This is a genomic window from Rhodococcus sp. NPDC078407 (genome assembly GCF_044542515.1).
Classification (GTDB): domain Bacteria; phylum Actinomycetota; class Actinomycetes; order Mycobacteriales; family Mycobacteriaceae; genus Rhodococcoides.
In genome coordinates, this window is the sequence record NZ_JBITUQ010000002.1 from 64,299 (window position 1) to 80,382 (window position 16,084).

A 16,084-nucleotide genomic window follows, 5' to 3' on the forward strand; every position below is an offset into this window, starting at 1 on the left:
TCAATGTGCGCGGCTTCTATTGCGCAGTCGGTAGAAGTTCTGGTCGACTGACGCCGGTTGCATCACAGACGCGACTGACTCGGCGCTTCGCAATCCGAACGCTTGCCTCATGGAGTGACGGGGCCCTATCCGGTCCCGCCACTTCCACTCGATGCACTCTTTCGTCGCCAACTTCAGGAGTCTCCGGCCATGACCAGCCTCAGCTCGACCACAGACGATTCGGCCACCGGTGGGCGCGAAACTCTGCACGACATCTCGGAGCGGGTGCTGTGGCTGTCGACGTCGATGATCCACCACGCCAACCGAATTCGACCCAATCCGACCGGACTGAAGGTGGGCGGGCACCAGGCGTCGTGCGCATCGATGGTCACCATCATGACGTCGTTGTGGTTCGAGCAGCTCCAGGCAGGCGACAGGGTGTCGGTCAAACCGCACGCGTCGCCGGTGCTGCACGCCATCAACTACCTTCTCGGTGAGCTGGACGAAAAATACTTGACGACGCTGCGCTCGTACGGCGGCCTGCAGTCCTACCCGTCGCGCGCCAAGGATCCCGACACCGTCGACTACTCGACGGGATCGGTGGGTATCGGTGCGACGGCACCCATTTGGGGCGCGATGTCGCGACGCTTCGTGGACTCGGCATTCTCCGCAGACGCCTCCGACACCTTTCGTGGACGGCAGTATTCGCTCGTCGGAGATGCCGAGCTCGACGAGGGTGCCGTGTGGGAGGCCGTCATCGATCCCGGCATCGGTGAGTTGGGCGAGATCGTCTGGATCGTCGACCTGAACCGCCAGTCGCTCGACCGGGTGGTACCGAACATCGCTGCGCGTCGCCTCGAGAAGATGTTCGACGCCGCAGGCTGGCAGGTCATCACGGTCCGCTTCGGTCGTTTGCTCGAAGACCTGTTCGCGCGCACCGGCGGTGACGCCTTGCGGCGACGCATCCTCGACATGCCCAATCCCGAGTATCAGCGGCTCCTGCGCTGCTCGGCCTCCGAATTGCGTAAAAGACTGCCCGGCAACGGTTCCGATGCTGCTGCGATCACCGAACTTATCGGCGACCTCGACGACGTGATGCTCACCGAATCGATACGCAACCTCGGTGGACACGATCTCGATGCGCTGCGCGAGGCCTACGCGCAGATCGACGACACTCGCCCCACGGTGATCATCGCCTACACGGTCAAGGGCTTCGGGCTGCCCACCCAAGGCCATCCGCAGAATCACTCTTCACTGTTGACCATCGAGGAATACTCAACTCTGGCAGACACTCTCGGCACCGATGTCAGCTCGCCCTGGGGCCGGTTCGACGACGCCTCCGCGGCCGGGCAGCTGTGCCGCGACGTCGCCGATCGGCTGCGGCGCGAGTCGGTGCCGGTCGCGGCACCACCGGCGGTTCCCACCGACATCGGCCGCACGCCCAAGGGCACGGCCACGACGCAGGCGGCCCTCGGCCGCACCCTGATCGACCTCACTCGCGAGGCACCCGATGCGGCGCGACGGGTCGTCACGGTCAGCCCCGACGTCAGTTCGACCACCAATCTCGGTGGTTGGGTCAACAAGGTGGGCGTGTGGTCTTCGTCCGAGCGGCACGACTGGTTCAACGACGACGCCGAAACCATCATGCACTGGCGTGAGGGCCCTACCGGTCAGCACATCGAACTCGGTATCGCAGAGACCAATCTGGTGGGTCTGATGGGCGAATTGGGTGCCACGTGGAGTCGGTGGGGCGAGCCATTGTTCCCGATCGGGGTGATGTACGACCCGTTCGTCGAACGAGCCCTCGAGCCCTGGTCGTACGGCATCTACGCCGGCGGCCAGTCGATTCTGGTCGGTACCCCCTCAGGTGTGACGCTGGCCGCGGAAGGTGGTGCGCACCAATCGATCAAGACACCGTCGATAGGCCTGGAGCAGCCCGGGTGCATCTCGTACGAGCCGGCATTCGCGATCGACGTCGAGTGGACGCTGCTCGCCAGCATCGCCAAGCTGGGTCGTCCCGATGGCACCTCGGCATACCTGCGCCTGTCGACTCGTCCGGTGGATCAGACGTTGGCCGACGTGCCCAGCGATCCAGCGGCCCGCGAACGTAGGCGAAAGCAGGTGGTGGCCGGTGGTTACCCGCTCGTCCGGCGCGACGGCGCGACCGTCACGATCGCGGCGATGGGCGCGCTGATGTCCGAAGCACTCGATGCCGCAGCGCGTTTGGAGCAGATCGGAATTGTCGCGGACGTCCTGTGCATCACCAGCCCGGGCCAGCTCTACCGCGCCGTTCAGGCGCGGCAGGGGCACGGCGACGCTGAGTCGTGGATTCTCGATCAGCTGCTGCCGGCCGATCGCGCGACACCGATGGTGACCGTGCTCGACGGCCATCCGCACACGTTGGCGTTCCTGGCGAACGTGAACCGGGTGGCGTCGACGTCGTTGGGCGTGAGCAACTTCGGTCAGGTGGGATCGTTGGACGAGGTGTACAAGCACCACCACATCGACACCGATTCGATCGTCGGTGCCGCACTGGACGTCACCGGTCAGTAAAGCCGCGGGTGTTCATTCGTCCACCCATTCGAGTAGGTCGCCGGGTTGGCACTGCAGCACTCGGCACATCGCGTCGAGTGTGCTCAGCCGCACCGCTTTTGCTCGTCCGTTCTTGAGGACTGCGATGTTGGCCGGCGTCAACCCAACGCGTTCGGCGAACTCGCCGACGCTCATCTTCTGCTTGGCCAACTGGACATCGATGCGCACGACGATCGCCATCAGATGACTGCATCCATGTCGGTTCGCAGTTCGGTGGCCTGCCGGAGCAAGGTCCGCATGACGACCATCAACAGCGCTGCGACGGCCACGATGACGACGAGCAGGAACAGCAACAGCGGCAGGCCTGGGTCGTCCGCACCGAATCCGACGAAGAGGAACACGCCGACCAGCACCACCCAGGCCGCGACGATCGACCACGTGATCGTGTCGACCCACACCAGGGAGGCGCGGGTGAAGATGGCATTTCGGTTCACCATCGTCAGCAACTTCCACGTCGCGACCACCACCACCTGGATGCACAGCACCCAGAAGATCGACACGACGGTCAATGGCCATCGCAAGTACGCGGATTCGGGAGACTCCTGAGCCATGTGCGCGAACTGCCCGGGTAACGACATGACTTGCATCAGCACCAGTACCGCGAACAGGGCCGCGAGAAACAGACGCAACAGCAGAACGACCGCTCGATATCCACTCAACATGTAACGAGTATCGACAGCTATCTATCGAAAGTCAATAGATTGAAAGTCAGCGGGCCGAATTGCCCGGGTCGACGACCGCATGGACGTCGACGCCGTAGGACGCGGGTAGGGCGCTGCTGCACAGTGTTCGAGCTTCGGCGGCCGAAATGCCGAGTGCGCGCAGCACTCGCTCCGTGGTGCCGTCGACCGTTGCTTCTTCGTCGCGATCGGGTTGTGCGAGCAGCAGTCGCCCCATCGACAGCAGTGAACCTGCCACTATCGCGAGGGCGAGATCCGGGTCGTCGACGTCGAATCTGCCTTGCGCAACGGCCGATTCGATGTCACGACGCGACCTCGGTGCCAGGCCTCCGGCCGCAGCGAACGCGGCAGCCTCGGAGTTCAGCAATACGCGGCTCAGTTGCGGTTCGAGGCGGAAGAGGCGGCCAGACAATCTGAAGGACTGTGTGAACTTCTCGACCGGATCGTCGAAGCCGACAGTGAGCGAATCGAGGTAGTCGCCGACGGATTCGAGAGCCGAATCGATGGCCGCCTGCCACAGCTCTTCCTTGCTCTCGAAGTAGTTGTAGAACGATCCGTTGCTGACATCGGCGGCCTGGGTGATCTCGAGGACCGGTGCGTTCGTGTTACCACTGGCGAGCAACCCTTGAGCGGCCCGGATCAGCGCAGCTCTGGTGCGTGCCTTTCGGCGCTCGACGCGGTTGCCTTCGGTCACGATCTGCTCCTGCTCTGTGGGTCAGTGAGGGCAGCCTATCGCGAATCAATGATGACGAATTCGTCAAAAAACTTGACGAACGGCCCGCCGATGGGTGACGATATCGTCATTCTCCTGTGAAAGCGGGATGACTCGACACCCCCAGCGGCACCGAAGGACCTCATGACAACGAACGCGACGATCCCGCAGTACCGCACCGACCTGTACTCGACCGATGCGATTCTCGATCCGTATCCCCACTACGCCCGGCTGCGTGCCCTCGGCCCGGTGGTGTGGCTGCCGCGTCAGCAGGTGTTCGCCGTCTCCCGCTACGCGGACTGCAAGGCAGTGTTGCTCGACGACGAGACGTTCATCTCGGGCGACGGCGTCGCACTCAATCCGGTGGCCAACCGACTCGGCCGCGGAACGACCATCCACAGTGATGGCGAGGACCACTCGACCAAGCGTGGGGTCTTGGCTCACCGCCTCACCCCGAAGGCCGTGCGCAAGATGAAAGCGGCTGTGGAGGAGAAGGCCGAGAGCGTGGTCGACGCGGCGCTGAGCAAACGATTCGTCGACGGCGTGGACGATCTCGCGACGGCGCTTCCGATGTCGATCGTGCCCGACCTCGTCGGGTGGCCGGAGGACGGCCGCGAGGACTTACTTCGATGGGCAGGAGCGACATTCGACTCGCTCGGTCCGGTCAACAAGCATTCTGTCACCGCGATGAAGGGTGCTGCCGAGATGCTGTCGTTCTCCCGGCGCGTGGTCCGAGAACGATCGGTGCTGCCCGGGAGCATGGGCGACGACGTTCTGAAGGCCGCCGACGACAACAAGATTCAGAAGTCGGCATGCCCAGCTCTGATGATCGACTATCTCGGTCCCTCGCTCGACACCACCATCGGAGCGATTTCCGGTGCCCTCGATCTGTTCGCGCGGCACCCCGAGCAGTGGCAGGCAATTCGTCGCGACCCGGACCTCATCCCCAATGCGATCAACGAGGTAGTTCGATACGAGTCGCCGATCAGGGCGTTCTCGCGTCGAGCTGTCCGTGACGTGGAGATCGACGGATCACGAATTCCGCGAGGCGCTCGCGTACTGGTGGTCTACGCGTCGGCGAATCGCGATCAGCGTGAATGGGATCGGCCCGACGAGTTCGACATCAGTCGTGACGCGTCGCGTCAGCTCGGCTTCGGTTCCGGCGTGCACGGCTGTGCAGGTCAGGGGCTTGCCCGACTGGAGGCTCAGACGATGCTCCGGGTGCTGGCGCAGCGGGTCGAGAAGTTTGTGCCCGCAGGAACTCCCGTGCGAGCTGTCAACAACGTCATTCATCGATACGAAAAGTTGCCCCTGACATTGGTGGCAGCAGAAGGGACACAGGCATGAGGATCGACGTCGATTGGGATCGGTGCGAGGGCCACGGCATCTGCGCCGAGCAGGCACCCAAGGTGTTCAGCCTCGATGACGAGGGCGAACTGCACTATGCCTACGACGGCAACGACATTCCCGACGACCTTGCGGCCTCGGCCCGGTCTGCGGTCGGTGTGTGTCCGGTTGCGGCGCTGAGAGAACAGGCGTGAGCTCTCTCGACACCAGGATCGTCGTCGTCGGAGACTCCATAGCCGCGTGCACCGCGGTCCGCGAACTACGGGCACGCGGACACGACGGCCCACTGACGATGATCGGAGCCGATGCCGATGGTTGCTATGCGCGGCCGCCGCTGTCGAAGCATGTGCTCAAAGGCGAAGCCGTCGAGGCGGAAACGTGGGATCTGTCGGACCTCGGCATCGAGACGATCGATGATCGTGCCGTATCGGTGGATACCGAGAGGCACATCGTCACTACTGGTGCCGGTAACGAAGTCCCGTACGATCGTTTGATCGTCGCCACCGGAGCGGCCGCACGTCGCATTGCCGCGCCGGGGCAAACGGGTGAGACGGTACTGCGAACCTTCGACGATGTCCGTACTCTGCGCCCGAAACTCGATGCGGCGCAGAGGGCTATCGTCGTCGGTGCCGGCTTCCTCGGCATGGAGGTTGCGAGTGCGTGCGTCTCTCGCGGAATCGCGGTCACCGTCGTGGACGTCGACCCTCCGTTACAACGGCTACTGGGCCCCTTCCTGTCCGACGCCATCACCGCCCGGGCCGAGGCTGCGTCGGTCGAGTTTCTCCGCGCGGACAGCCCGGTCACGTTGAGGGGTGACCCCGTCACCGGGATCGAGTTCGGGGGCCGTTCCCTCGACGCCGATCTGGTGGTCACCTGCGCCGGTGATGTCCCCGAAACCGAGTGGTTGCGTGGCACCGGGATCGCCGACGATCGTGGCGTGGCCATCGACGAGCGCTGCACCACAGCACTTCCCGATGTATTCGCCGCGGGTGACGTTGCTTATTCGGGTTCCGGTCGAGCCCCGTTCTGGTCCAATGCCGTCGCGCAGGGCAAGGTTGCGGCGGCATCTGCACTCGGCCTCGAGCCCAAGTGTGCGCCCACCGACGACTACTTCTGGACCGAAATTCTGGGCCTGTCCATCAAGGTCGTCGGTCCGCTTCCACTACAGGGGGAGCCCACCGTTCTCGAAGGGTCCGTCGACGACGGATCGGCTCTGCTGCAATGGGACCACGACGACGGTCGTACGACCATCGTTGCCTTCGGCATCAAGAAGGCCGTCGGTCTTCTTCGAAAACTCGCTCGCAACAACGCTGTTCCCACTACGTAAGGAATCTCATGGCTTTCGGCTCTGCGTCCGGCCTGGCTCGACGTCTCCCCGAGGCGGTCGGGCTCGCTCGCGCCGCGATCGGCATCGCCCACATGGTGGCACCCACTCGCGCCAACGAGCTCCTCGCCGGTCCCGATGCCGCGGTGGCGACCACACGAGCTGCGGCTCGCACCTTCGGTATTCGTGAGATCTACATCGGCGGCGGCCTGTACGCAGCAACTCGATATGCCCCGAAGGCGGTGCGCACACTGCTGCGCGCAGGCGTGGCCGTCGACGTCTGGGACACCGCGGCGTTCGCTCTCACCGCTCACCTGCCGCAACGAACGAGAACAGCCGGCTGCGCCATCGCCGGAGGCTTCGTGATCGCCGGCGCGCTGGCCGACCTCCAACTGGACCGGTAATACGGGTGGACAACATCGCGCGTGTTCTTCGCGCGGCAAGCATCAATGCCGTTCGCTTCTACAACAGGCTTAACGTCACGGTGGCGCAACCGGTTCCGGACACGCCGGTGTTGTTCGTCGCCAACCACGGGTTCGGCGGAATCGTCGACCTCAACGTGTTCGCCTTCGCGGCAGCGTACGACGAGCTCGGTATCGACCGCGAACTGATTACACTCACGCACCAAATCGCGTGGACGCTGCATGCGGAGAAGTTGATCGAGCCCTTCGGTGCCAGGCCGGCCGGTCGGCAAACAGCCTTGGACGCCTTTGCGGACGGCAGCAATGTTCTGGTGTTTCCGGGCGGCGACGTCGATGCACTCAAGTCGTGGCGTCATCGCAACGAAATACTCTTCTCGGGGCGTACCGGGTTCGCCCGCTTGGCGATCGAGGCGGGGGTGCCGGTGGTCCCCGTCGTCACGGCAGGGGCGGGCGAGTCGCTGCTGGTCCTCGGCAGCGGAAAGCGATTGGCGAAGGCGCTGAGGTTGGACAAAGTGCTGCGGCTCAAAACGTTTCCGCTGTCCGTGTCCATTCCGTGGGGCATCAATCTCGGTATGGTCGGACTTCTTCCGTACCTGCCACTTCCCACCAAACTCGAGACCTCGGTGCTCGCGCCCCTGCACCCCGATGCCGACGAGAGCGCCGAGGAGTTCGCAGCGCGAGTGCACTCGGCAATGCAAGCCGAACTCGAGAAGCTGACGAAGGGCCGACGGCCGGTCATCGGATGACGCTCGAATGCGACATCATCCGATAACGGCCTCCCTGACCGGACTAGACGGACTTCAGTAGTCGCGCACGTCCGACTGCCGACGCCACGCGCTGGTAGTCGTCTGCCGTGATGTCGCGATCACTGCCGTAGATGAACCTGTCGGGGCGAACCAGAAGTCCGTTCGCGCGAGACTTGCGCATCTGGCGCGCCACTACGCCTTCGCTGTCCACGTAGTGCCCTGGCTGGACGTTGTGAGTCGCTACGGCAGAGGCGTATTCGAGTTTCACCTCGCGCACGCCGGCCTCGGCGAGCTGGCGCGGAATAGGCGCGGAAGGAAATCCGATCCAGGTCCAGCTGTTGTCCAGGATCGTATCCAGTCTGACCGGGGCAAGATCGGAACCCACCACCCAGGGCTGCCGAACGAAGGTGCCGCGAGGACTGCGTAGACGGGCGGTGGGGGCGAAGAAGCCGCCCTTCGTACCCAATTCGTAGCGGGGCTTGAGTCCGTTCGTCGTGATCAACCGCCCAAGGGCGGGCGCCTTCATGGCTGCTCGAATGACGTTGTCGCGCAGACGCACCGCAGCAGGGTTGCCGAGCATGACCAGCTTGCCGATGCGCAGCGAGAATGCGGTCAGCTTGATGACGTTCGGGCGGCGTTCTGGCTCGTAGGTATCCAACAGGCCCGGGTCGGCCTGCGCATTGAGTACGGCGTCGAGCTTCCAGCACAGATTGGCGACGTCACGCACCCCGGACGAGACTCCTTGCCCGGCGAAGGGCGGCATGATGTGCGCGGCGTCCCCCGCGAGAAACACTCGTCCCTTGCTCCACTGCTCGGCCTGCCGGATGTGGAAGGTGTACCCCCAGCTTCGGTAGATCTCGACCTGGTCGTAGTCGATGCCGCGTTCTGCGAGCAGGCCGCGTAGGCCCTCCTCGGTTTGCAGCTGCTCGACGGTTTCGCCCTTGTTCACTCTGAATTCGACGCGGTGGTATCCCATGGGGCACGGGCAGTCGACGCCGGGGCGATGTGGGTTGGAAATGAAAGTGAAGTCCAGCGGGGCGTCGACCGGTAGGTCGTACCAGGCGCGAAGCTGGATATCGAACCATGGTTCCTCGATGTGTTTGCCGGGCAACGAGATTTCGAGCAGTTTGCGGATGGAGCTGGAACCGCCGTCGCAGGCGATCACGTAGCGACCGGTGATCTGCCGATACGGTCCGCCGTCGGCAGGGCGAAGGGTGACGGTCGCGGATTCCTCGTCCTGCGTCAGATCGATAGCGTCGTATCCCGGCATGACGGTGACGGTGGGAAAGCGCTCGATCCCCTGTCGCAGAACACGTTCGAGCTCGGGCTGATGGTAGTAGCACATTCCGGGCACACCCTGCCCGTGACTCTGCGACGACGTCATCGACAGGAACGTTCGATCTCCGTTCTTGAAATGCACCCGCACATCCGACGACATCGTGGCCAGCATCTCGTCGAACAATCCGAGCCCCTGCCACACCCGGTGCGCATCCTCGTCCGACGCGATCGCGCGTTGGCGCGGGTAGATGGAGATATCGCGCTCCACGATGGCCGCCCGGATGCCGCGCTGGCCCAGGAGGTTCGCTGCGGTGGCACCGGTGGGACCGAACCCGATGATGACGACATCCACGTCGAGTGCAGGGCTGGTGCCACCGTTGTTGCTGGTCATGTGGTTCCTCGAAGTAGGGGTGAGCCCGAAGCTCGGGGGCTGCAGTACTTGACTGACGGTACCGCCATGCGTGACGATACCGTCAATCCCAAAGGAGTATGGCATGAATCACTCAGACCGCACCACCTCGTCATGATTGAGGCACGCCGACGCACGACGACCGTTCCGCTCGGGGCAGCGTTCTTCGTCCTGCTGGCAGTGTTCGTCGGATGGTCCGTCACCAGGTACGACGGAACATTCGACGATGCTGTGGACGTCGAGGTGGTGTTGAACTCCGCAGGCAATTCGTTGCCGCTCCGCGCAGACGTCAAGGTGCGTGGGGTTCTGGTGGGGCATGTCGATTCGACCTCTGTTCGCGATGGAGCTGTCGTCGCGCATCTGGCCATCACACCGTCGTTCGCTCCGATGATCTCCACGAACACCACCGCGCGTCTGCTGCCGAAGACCTTGTTCGGTGAGCGTTATGTCGCCTTGAATGTTCCTGTGGGCCCCGTGAATCCGGTCGTGGATGGATCCGTGCTCCAGCAGGACGTCAGCGGCAACGCCATCGAGGTAGGAGTACTCCTCGACGGCCTACAGCCCTTGCTCGAAGCGATCCCTCCGCAAGACCTGGCCAGCACCCTCGGTGCCCTCGCCCAAGGTCTGTCCGGGAAAGGCGAGCAGATCGGTAGCACGATCGACCGCCTCGAGAACATCTTCGAGCAGGTGAACGCCGAGATGCCGGCTCTGCAGGACGATATTCGCGGCGTCGCCGACCTCGCCGAAACGTACTCCGACGCGCTTCCGTCGTTGGTGAGCGCGTTGGACAACTTCCGGAGCACCGGCAACACGGTCGTCGAACGACGGCCGGCCGTCGACACGCTGATCGCGTCTCTGAACTCGGGCAGTTCGACCACGGCGGACTTCCTGGCCGCCAATTCCGACGACATCATCAGCCTGGCAGCGGATTCCCGGGAGGGGCTCGAAACCATCGAGGAGTACATCCCCACCGTCGAGTGCTTCCTCGACCAGATCGTTGCGATCATTCCGCAGATTCCCGAAGTCCTCGACACGGACAGTGAATTTCCCGGGATTCAGGGGACGGCCGAGTTCGTGAACCCCAAGGGGCGGTACCTACCCAACCAGGACGAGCCGCGATTCCTCGACGACAGGCCGCCGAGGTGCCTACCGAGCGCTCCGGTAGGCGAGAACGCGCCGCAATATCCCGGCGGCTCCCTCAACGACGGTGCCTACCAAGTGCCTTCACGAAACCCCGGGCCGCAGGGTGACGGCGAACCCAGTGCCCAGAATCGACCGTTTCCAGCTGTGCCCGCGTCGTATGCCGGCTCCACCGTAGAACGCGAGACCCTGGCGGTGGTCTATGCCAACCGTTCGGGACTGAAGCCGTCGGACATGGCTTCGTGGACAACGATGTTGGGTGCGCCTGCCATGCGAGGCAGTCAGATCGAACTTCGCTAGCGCCCCTGCACCCCGATGCCGACGAGAGCGTCGAGGAGTTCGCGGCGCGAGTGCACTCGGCAATGCAAGCCGAACTCGAGAAGCTGACGAAGGACCGATGCATGACGCGTTCCCGCGGGCCGTCTGTTGTTGTGAGCGACTGCGTTTCGTCGGCAGGAGCCAGGGACGGCAGACCAGGATTATCAAGGCTATTTCGATTGGCGCACCGCCGTAGTACATGATTTCGGCACCCACTCGCGCTTGTTCAACCGGTACACCCGCCGGAGGGTCGGCGTATAGAGTTTTGGCGAGAACGTTGTGTGCTGCGATGGTCACAATCAGCGCCGTGACACGCCACGGGGCCGACGCGCGATGTGGCGCTGGGTCGGGTCCTCCCAACACGGCGAACGTGAACAGGTATCCGGCAGCCAGGATGTGAATGTGAACGGCAACGTGCACAACCGAATCGGTGTGCATGGTGCCGTACAGACCGCTGCGGTAGAGCACCCAGAGGCCGCCCACGTTCAGTGCCCCTGCGACGAACGGGTTGGTCAGTATTGCGGCCGGCGGGGATGCCAGCAACCTGGCGAGTCGACGGGCGGTCCACACGGGGAGCACGCGCAGGATCAACGTGACGGGAGCTGCGAGGACGAGCAGGAGGGGTCCGAGCATGCCCAGGAGAACATGGCCGATCATGTGGGCGGCGAAGTCGTGGTGGGCGCGCTCGGCCAATGGACCGATCAACGCCACGCCCACCGACAGCACACCGAGGGTCCATGCCGTCGTGCGCCGCGTCGGCCAAGAGATTTCGCGGGCCTTCAGCTTCGTAGTCGCGAACAAGTAAATGGCTACCGCCGCAACGAACATCGCGATCGACGACCAGGTGCCCGGAGCGAAAACGGTGGCGTCGGCACCGCTGTGGTTCCCGTGATCCTGGTTCATCGGTCAGGTGCCCGTAGTCAGGCGCTCGGCGCGACGGGCGGTGATGATCCACAGGACTACGCCACCCGCAAGCAGCGCCGCCGCGATGATGTTCCAGGTGATGTCGTACGGAGCCAGGTCCACGTCATAGCGGATCTGATGGAGGCCGAGCGCTTTGTGTTGAACCAAGCCGTCGTATAGCTGGAAGAACCCTGCCCCGGTCAGCCACCCGCCGATGAACGCCAGTCCCTGGAATGCCGAATCGCGTATCAGGCGAACGACGAGGAGCAGCGAAGCCACGGTGGCGAACCAGCTGAAAGCGTGAAAGAGGCCGTCCGACACGAGCCCGACGTCGGACGTCGACTTGTCGTAGAAGTGATGCCAGTGCAGGAGCTGGTGAAAAATCACTTCGTCGATGAAGGCAACCGTGCCCAGCCCGAGCAGCAGTCCGGCGACGAGATTGCGGCGGTGGGTGGCAGATTTAGGCGTAGTCATACACATTCCCGAATGGTCGACAGCGAATGTCTCTGACTGTTCGCCTACCCCGACGCGAACTGGACAAACGAATCTGCGGCCGCGACCTATGCGTCGAGCTCTGGCTGTTCGGCCCGTCCGTCGCCGAGCATCGATATCTCTTAACAGCGCCAGTGCCGGGGTCATCAGCTGCGTGCTGTGCCCTGGCCGCCGAGTGCGTCGATGGCGGCCTGGAGCTTGGTGGTGGCCTCGGCCGCAACATCGGAGAGTCCGGGTTCGCCGGTCGCCTGAACCATGATGTCGGGGTTCATGGCGTCGACGATGATCGACCCGGGTGTCGTGGTGTCGGCGCGGACGACGACGTTGCACGGCAACAGCAAGCCGATCTGGCGCATGACTCCGACGGCGCGGTGCGCGAGGGTGGGATTACAAGCCCCGAGGATCAGGTACTGCTCCATGTCCTCGTCGAGTTTGGCCTTCATCGTGGCCTGCATGTCGATTTCGGTCAGAACGCCGAATCCTTGATCGGAGAGCGCTGCTTTGACGGCGTCGACTGCGGTGTCGAAGTCGGTGTCCGTCAGGGTGGTCGAGAGTGCGATGTTCATGAAAGATCCTTTCGATTGTCGAACTGTGATGATGTAGGTGTACCCGTTCAGGGGCCGACGAAGATGTGTCAGTGCGAGAAACTGATCGACGGCAGCACTTTGCGCAGCCAAGCCGGCGACCACCATGCGGCGCGTCCGGTCAGACGCAGCAGGACCGGTAGCAGGATCAGCCTGATCAGGAAGGCGTCGAGCAGCACTGCGACACCGAGGATGATGCCCATTTCTTTCGGTGGGAGCGGATCCGAGAGTGCGAAGGTGAAGAACACGGCGACCATCACCGCGGCGGCAGCGAAGATGACCCGGCCGGAGTGCGCGAGTCCGTCGACCTGGGCGGCTTGCGGGTCGCCCGTCTTCTCGTAGTGCTCCTTGGCGGTGGCGAGCAGGAACACTGTGTAGTCCATAGCGATCGCGAAGATCATTGCGAAGAAGAACACCGGCCCCCAGCCGTCGAGGAAGCCTTGTGGGGTGAAGCCGAGCAGCGATGCACCGTGCCCGTCTTGGAAGATCAGCTTCGCGACACCGAATGCGGCGGCGGTCGACAGCAGACTGACTGCGGTGCCGAGGACCGCGATCAGCGGTGCCTGCAGAGCCACGAGCAACAGAACGAAACCGAGTGCCAAAATGATGCCGATCACCAGCGGAAGGTAGTCGTTCAAGGCCTGCTGCAGATCGAGATTCTCTGCCGGGGCACCGCCGACCAACGCCGATTGCGGAAGTTCGGCGCGCAGGTCACCGAGGATCGTGCCCATTCGCTCGTCCGAGGGGTCCACGGTGAGAAGTGCTTGTAGCAGTGAGTAGTTCGACCCATCGGCTGCAGGCTGGGGCGGGGTGACCATGGAGATCCCGTCGACGGTGCTTGCCGCGGTAGCGGTGGCGGCGGCATCCGAGGAGGGGACGACGATCTGCAGTGCGCCGGGTGCGCCGTCACCGAACTGAGCCTGAACGAGCTCGTAGCCCTGACGGACTGGTGCGTCCTCCGGCACGACGGTGATCGAGGGCATCGCCACTTTCAGTCCGAGGACAGGGAGAGCCAGCGCGACGAGGATGCCGACGGACACCAGCGCGAACGGCCACGGATGCTTGTGGAGGAGCTCACCCCAGGCTGCGAACTTCGGTGAGCGGTGCTGCTGACGCTTGGCGTAGGGCAGGGATGCGGCGTTGACCTTGGAGCCCAGTGCACCCAACGTGGCGGGGAGCAGGGTCATGGTGGCGATCAGCACGAACGTGACAGCGAGCATGATGCCCACGGCCATGGTTCGCACCGCCGGTGCGGGAACGAGCAGGACGGCCGAGAGGCTCACCAGGACCGTGAGGCCGGACAGGACCACGGCTTTACCTGCGGTGTCCATGGTTTCGGCGACAGCAGCCCGTGGGTCGGCGTTGCGTAGTGCGTCACGGAACCTGGCGACGATGAACAGGGCGTAGTCGATTCCGAGGGCGAGGGCGAACATCATGGCGAAGTTCATCGCCCACACCGAGATCGGCGTGACGCCGTTGAGCAGAACGAGACCACCTGCGGAGGCGACCAGGCCGGCAACGGTGAGTAGCAGCGGCAATCCCGCGGCGACGAGGGAGCCGAACGCGAGCACCATGATCGCCAAAGTGACCGGCCAGGAGAACAATTCGGCCTGGATCATCGCGTCGTGATTGGCTTTGTTGAAGTCCGACCACAGTGCGGACGATCCGGTGGGGTAGACCTCGACGCCGTCGCCGGACAATGCGGTCAGCTCGCCTTTGACCTCGTCGACCGCTTTGACCATATCGTCGGTACTCGCGTTCGCACCGGCGATCAGGATGCCTGTGCGGCCGTCGGGACTGATCGTCATGCCCGCCTGGGGGGCGATGATCTCGCCGAAGCGGGCGTCGCCGTCGAATACGGCCGCAACGTCGGTCAGCGTCCGTTGCACTGCGGGGTCCTCGATCGATCCGGTGTCGGAGTGCACGACCACCTGCACCGCTGCGGAGGAGTTGCCGCCGAAATGCTGCTGGGCCAGTTCGCGGACCTGGACGGATTCGGATCCGTTGGCCTGCCAGCCGGCACCGGCCAAGGATGAGAACACCGAGGGTGCAGCCGAACCCAGAGCGATGAGGGCGATCAGCCAGATGCCGAACACCCATCGATGGCGCTCGACCATTGTGCTTCCGAGACGGCCGAGAATGCCGGGTGCCGGCGGCTGAGGGCGGTCGCGACGGCCGGGAGCCGTCGCGGTAGCAGGCTTGGTCAAGATTCCTTCTCCTAATACGGGTGGGGGTATCCAGCAAGGCCACGGATGCCCACGAAGTTCGAGAATGTGTGTACGGGAAGTCAGCGACGAAACAGGGAGCGGAAGAGGCCGTGACGCGTCTCCGGGTCGGCCGCCGCGGTAGAGCACGAGCACTGCTGCGGTTTCGGAACGTTCTGCATGACGCTGTCGATGTGCCGACCGCAACCGGCCCAGGTGGTCTTACTGCATGTCGGGCATGCGACGGGGTGGCACACAGAGATCCTTTCCGGCGAGGCGTGTTCCCACTGTGGCACATACCTGCGGGGGTATGCAAGTACCCCCAGGGGTATCTATCCCTTGATCCGCGGCAACATTGCGCGGAGCAGTCATACTCGGACCATGCGCTCGAAGCAGAAGATTCTCGACGCCACGCTCGGGCTCATCGCCCAGGGTGGCTTCGAGGACGTCACCATCGCGGCGGCCGCGCGCGCTGCGGGCGTGACCAGGCAGACGGTGTATTCGATTTTCACCACGCGTGAGGACATGATTTCCGAGGCGATGGTCGGCCTGGTCGTCGATGTCATCGGCGGAATACGGGCCGAGGCCGATCGGGCCGAAACGCCGTCGGAGTTCATCGTCGAGACAATTGTGGTTGCGCGCAACCACATTCGACGAGAGCCGGTACTGAATTCGCTGCTGCGTTCGGGCAACGCCAACCCGTTGTTCGACGCGGACATGATGGATCGAGCCGAGCCGGTGGTGCGTCAGTTCCTCGACGGATACATCGAACGGAACCCCAGGTTCGATGCCACGCGGTTCGACGGCATCGAATCCGTGCTGGCGCGCAACGGGCTCTCGGTCATTCTGTTCGACGACGCCCGGATCCGTGAGGACGACGGCCTACGGGTATACCTGCGCCGTTGGTTGGTTCCGCTGCTACCACTGTGAAAACTTGACACTTCGGTCACCCTC

Annotated in this window: 15 protein-coding genes and 1 pseudogene; 8 read left to right on the forward strand and 8 right to left on the reverse strand. The window is 63.8% G+C overall.

Annotation, left to right across the window (positions count from 1 at the left end; genetic code table 11):
- The first annotated feature begins 189 nt into the window (after positions 1-189).
- On the forward strand, positions 190-2,532 hold the full coding sequence (locus ACIGGF_RS02710; protein ID WP_397519912.1) for a transketolase-like TK C-terminal-containing protein: 2,343 nt from the start codon (positions 190-192) through the stop codon (positions 2,530-2,532).
- Between the two features lie 12 nt (positions 2,533-2,544).
- Here ACIGGF_RS02710 and ACIGGF_RS02715 read toward each other — a convergent pair whose 3' ends face one another.
- From ACIGGF_RS02715 to ACIGGF_RS02725, 3 genes are read right to left on the reverse strand one after another with little or no spacing between them, the layout of a single operon-like run.
- Positions 2,545-2,751, reverse strand: coding sequence for a helix-turn-helix transcriptional regulator (locus ACIGGF_RS02715; RefSeq protein ID WP_283311439.1), 207 nt, complete (start codon positions 2,749-2,751; stop codon positions 2,545-2,547).
- Positions 2,751-3,233, reverse strand: a complete 483-nt coding sequence (locus ACIGGF_RS02720) for a DUF2975 domain-containing protein (RefSeq protein WP_397519913.1) — start codon at positions 3,231-3,233, stop codon at positions 2,751-2,753. Before ACIGGF_RS02720 ends, ACIGGF_RS02715 begins: the two co-directional genes overlap by 1 nt.
- Before the next feature lie 46 nt (positions 3,234-3,279).
- Positions 3,280-3,945 carry a TetR/AcrR family transcriptional regulator gene (locus ACIGGF_RS02725; protein WP_397519914.1) on the reverse strand — a complete coding sequence of 222 codons (666 nt, stop codon included), beginning with the start codon at positions 3,943-3,945 and terminating at the stop codon, positions 3,280-3,282.
- Positions 3,946-4,107: 162 nt separating this feature from the next.
- Here ACIGGF_RS02725 and ACIGGF_RS02730 point away from each other — a divergent pair, with 162 nt between their 5' ends.
- The 5 genes from ACIGGF_RS02730 to ACIGGF_RS02750 are packed head-to-tail and all read left to right on the forward strand — an operon-like array spanning position 4,108 to position 7,802.
- A complete protein-coding gene (locus ACIGGF_RS02730; protein ID WP_397519915.1) occupies positions 4,108-5,310 on the forward strand; it encodes a cytochrome P450 in 1,203 nt (400 codons plus the stop codon).
- On the forward strand, positions 5,307-5,504 hold the full coding sequence (locus ACIGGF_RS02735) for a ferredoxin (RefSeq protein ID WP_397519916.1): 198 nt from the start codon (positions 5,307-5,309) through the stop codon (positions 5,502-5,504). The genes ACIGGF_RS02730 and ACIGGF_RS02735 overlap by 4 nt, the downstream gene beginning before the upstream one ends.
- Positions 5,501-6,637, forward strand: coding sequence for an NAD(P)/FAD-dependent oxidoreductase (locus tag ACIGGF_RS02740; protein ID WP_397519917.1), 1,137 nt, complete (start codon positions 5,501-5,503; stop codon positions 6,635-6,637). The genes ACIGGF_RS02735 and ACIGGF_RS02740 overlap by 4 nt, the downstream gene beginning before the upstream one ends.
- An 8-nt stretch (positions 6,638-6,645) precedes the next feature.
- Complete coding sequence (locus ACIGGF_RS02745; RefSeq protein ID WP_397519918.1) at positions 6,646-7,038, forward strand: hypothetical protein; 393 nt, start codon at positions 6,646-6,648, stop codon at positions 7,036-7,038.
- Positions 7,039-7,043: 5 nt separating this feature from the next.
- Positions 7,044-7,802: a lysophospholipid acyltransferase family protein gene (locus ACIGGF_RS02750; RefSeq protein WP_397519919.1), complete on the forward strand. Its 759-nt coding sequence runs from the start codon at positions 7,044-7,046 to the stop codon at positions 7,800-7,802.
- Between the two features lie 43 nt (positions 7,803-7,845).
- Here the strand turns inward: ACIGGF_RS02750 and ACIGGF_RS02755 are convergent, their stop codons facing one another.
- On the reverse strand, positions 7,846-9,471 hold the full coding sequence (locus tag ACIGGF_RS02755) for an FAD-dependent monooxygenase (RefSeq protein ID WP_397519920.1): 1,626 nt from the start codon (positions 9,469-9,471) through the stop codon (positions 7,846-7,848).
- Positions 9,472-9,603: 132 nt separating this feature from the next.
- On the opposite strand from ACIGGF_RS02755, the gene ACIGGF_RS02760 reads away from it, so the two are divergent.
- A complete protein-coding gene (locus ACIGGF_RS02760) occupies positions 9,604-10,929 on the forward strand; it encodes an MCE family protein (protein WP_397519921.1) in 1,326 nt (441 codons plus the stop codon).
- 216 nt (positions 10,930-11,145) lie between these two features.
- Here ACIGGF_RS02760 and ACIGGF_RS02765 read toward each other — a convergent pair.
- The 4 genes and pseudogenes from ACIGGF_RS02765 to ACIGGF_RS02780 all read right to left on the reverse strand — a co-directional run.
- Positions 11,146-11,850: pseudogene (locus ACIGGF_RS02765) on the reverse strand (cytochrome c oxidase assembly protein); the annotation flags it as partial.
- A 3-nt stretch (positions 11,851-11,853) separates the two neighbouring features.
- Entirely contained in the window at positions 11,854-12,324 is a 471-nt protein-coding gene (locus tag ACIGGF_RS02770; RefSeq protein ID WP_397519922.1) for a DUF2243 domain-containing protein, read from the reverse strand.
- 164 nt (positions 12,325-12,488) lie between these two features.
- Positions 12,489-12,908, reverse strand: a complete 420-nt coding sequence (locus ACIGGF_RS02775; RefSeq protein ID WP_397519923.1) for a DUF302 domain-containing protein — start codon at positions 12,906-12,908, stop codon at positions 12,489-12,491.
- Positions 12,909-12,976: 68 nt separating this feature from the next.
- The gene (locus ACIGGF_RS02780) at positions 12,977-15,043 is read right to left on the reverse strand and encodes an MMPL family transporter (protein ID WP_397520148.1); all 2,067 of its coding nucleotides are present in this window, start codon (positions 15,041-15,043) and stop codon (positions 12,977-12,979) included.
- 468 nt (positions 15,044-15,511) lie between these two features.
- On the opposite strand from ACIGGF_RS02780, the gene ACIGGF_RS02785 reads away from it, so the two are divergent.
- On the forward strand, positions 15,512-16,060 hold the full coding sequence (locus ACIGGF_RS02785) for a TetR/AcrR family transcriptional regulator (protein ID WP_397519924.1): 549 nt from the start codon (positions 15,512-15,514) through the stop codon (positions 16,058-16,060).
- Positions 16,061-16,084: the final 24 nt, after the last annotated feature.

What these genes read in the sequence shown, in the direction of transcription:
- ACIGGF_RS02710 (WP_397519912.1), top strand. Translation starts at nt 190, where the DNA reads ATGACCAGCCTCAGCTCGACCACAGACGATTCGGCCACCGGTGGGCGC.
- ACIGGF_RS02715 (WP_283311439.1), bottom strand. Translation starts at nt 2,751, where the DNA reads ATGGCGATCGTCGTGCGCATCGATGTCCAGTTGGCCAAGCAGAAGATG.
- ACIGGF_RS02720 (WP_397519913.1), bottom strand. Translation starts at nt 3,233, where the DNA reads ATGTTGAGTGGATATCGAGCGGTCGTTCTGCTGTTGCGTCTGTTTCTC.
- ACIGGF_RS02730 (WP_397519915.1), top strand. Translation starts at nt 4,108, where the DNA reads ATGACAACGAACGCGACGATCCCGCAGTACCGCACCGACCTGTACTCG.
- ACIGGF_RS02735 (WP_397519916.1), top strand. Translation starts at nt 5,307, where the DNA reads ATGAGGATCGACGTCGATTGGGATCGGTGCGAGGGCCACGGCATCTGC.
- ACIGGF_RS02745 (WP_397519918.1), top strand. Translation starts at nt 6,646, where the DNA reads ATGGCTTTCGGCTCTGCGTCCGGCCTGGCTCGACGTCTCCCCGAGGCG.
- ACIGGF_RS02755 (WP_397519920.1), bottom strand. Translation starts at nt 9,471, where the DNA reads ATGACCAGCAACAACGGTGGCACCAGCCCTGCACTCGACGTGGATGTC.
- ACIGGF_RS02760 (WP_397519921.1), top strand. Translation starts at nt 9,604, where the DNA reads ATGATTGAGGCACGCCGACGCACGACGACCGTTCCGCTCGGGGCAGCG.
- ACIGGF_RS02770 (WP_397519922.1), bottom strand. Translation starts at nt 12,324, where the DNA reads ATGACTACGCCTAAATCTGCCACCCACCGCCGCAATCTCGTCGCCGGA.
- ACIGGF_RS02775 (WP_397519923.1), bottom strand. Translation starts at nt 12,908, where the DNA reads ATGAACATCGCACTCTCGACCACCCTGACGGACACCGACTTCGACACC.
- ACIGGF_RS02780 (WP_397520148.1), bottom strand. Translation starts at nt 15,043, where the DNA reads ATGGTCGAGCGCCATCGATGGGTGTTCGGCATCTGGCTGATCGCCCTC.
- ACIGGF_RS02785 (WP_397519924.1), top strand. Translation starts at nt 15,512, where the DNA reads ATGCGCTCGAAGCAGAAGATTCTCGACGCCACGCTCGGGCTCATCGCC.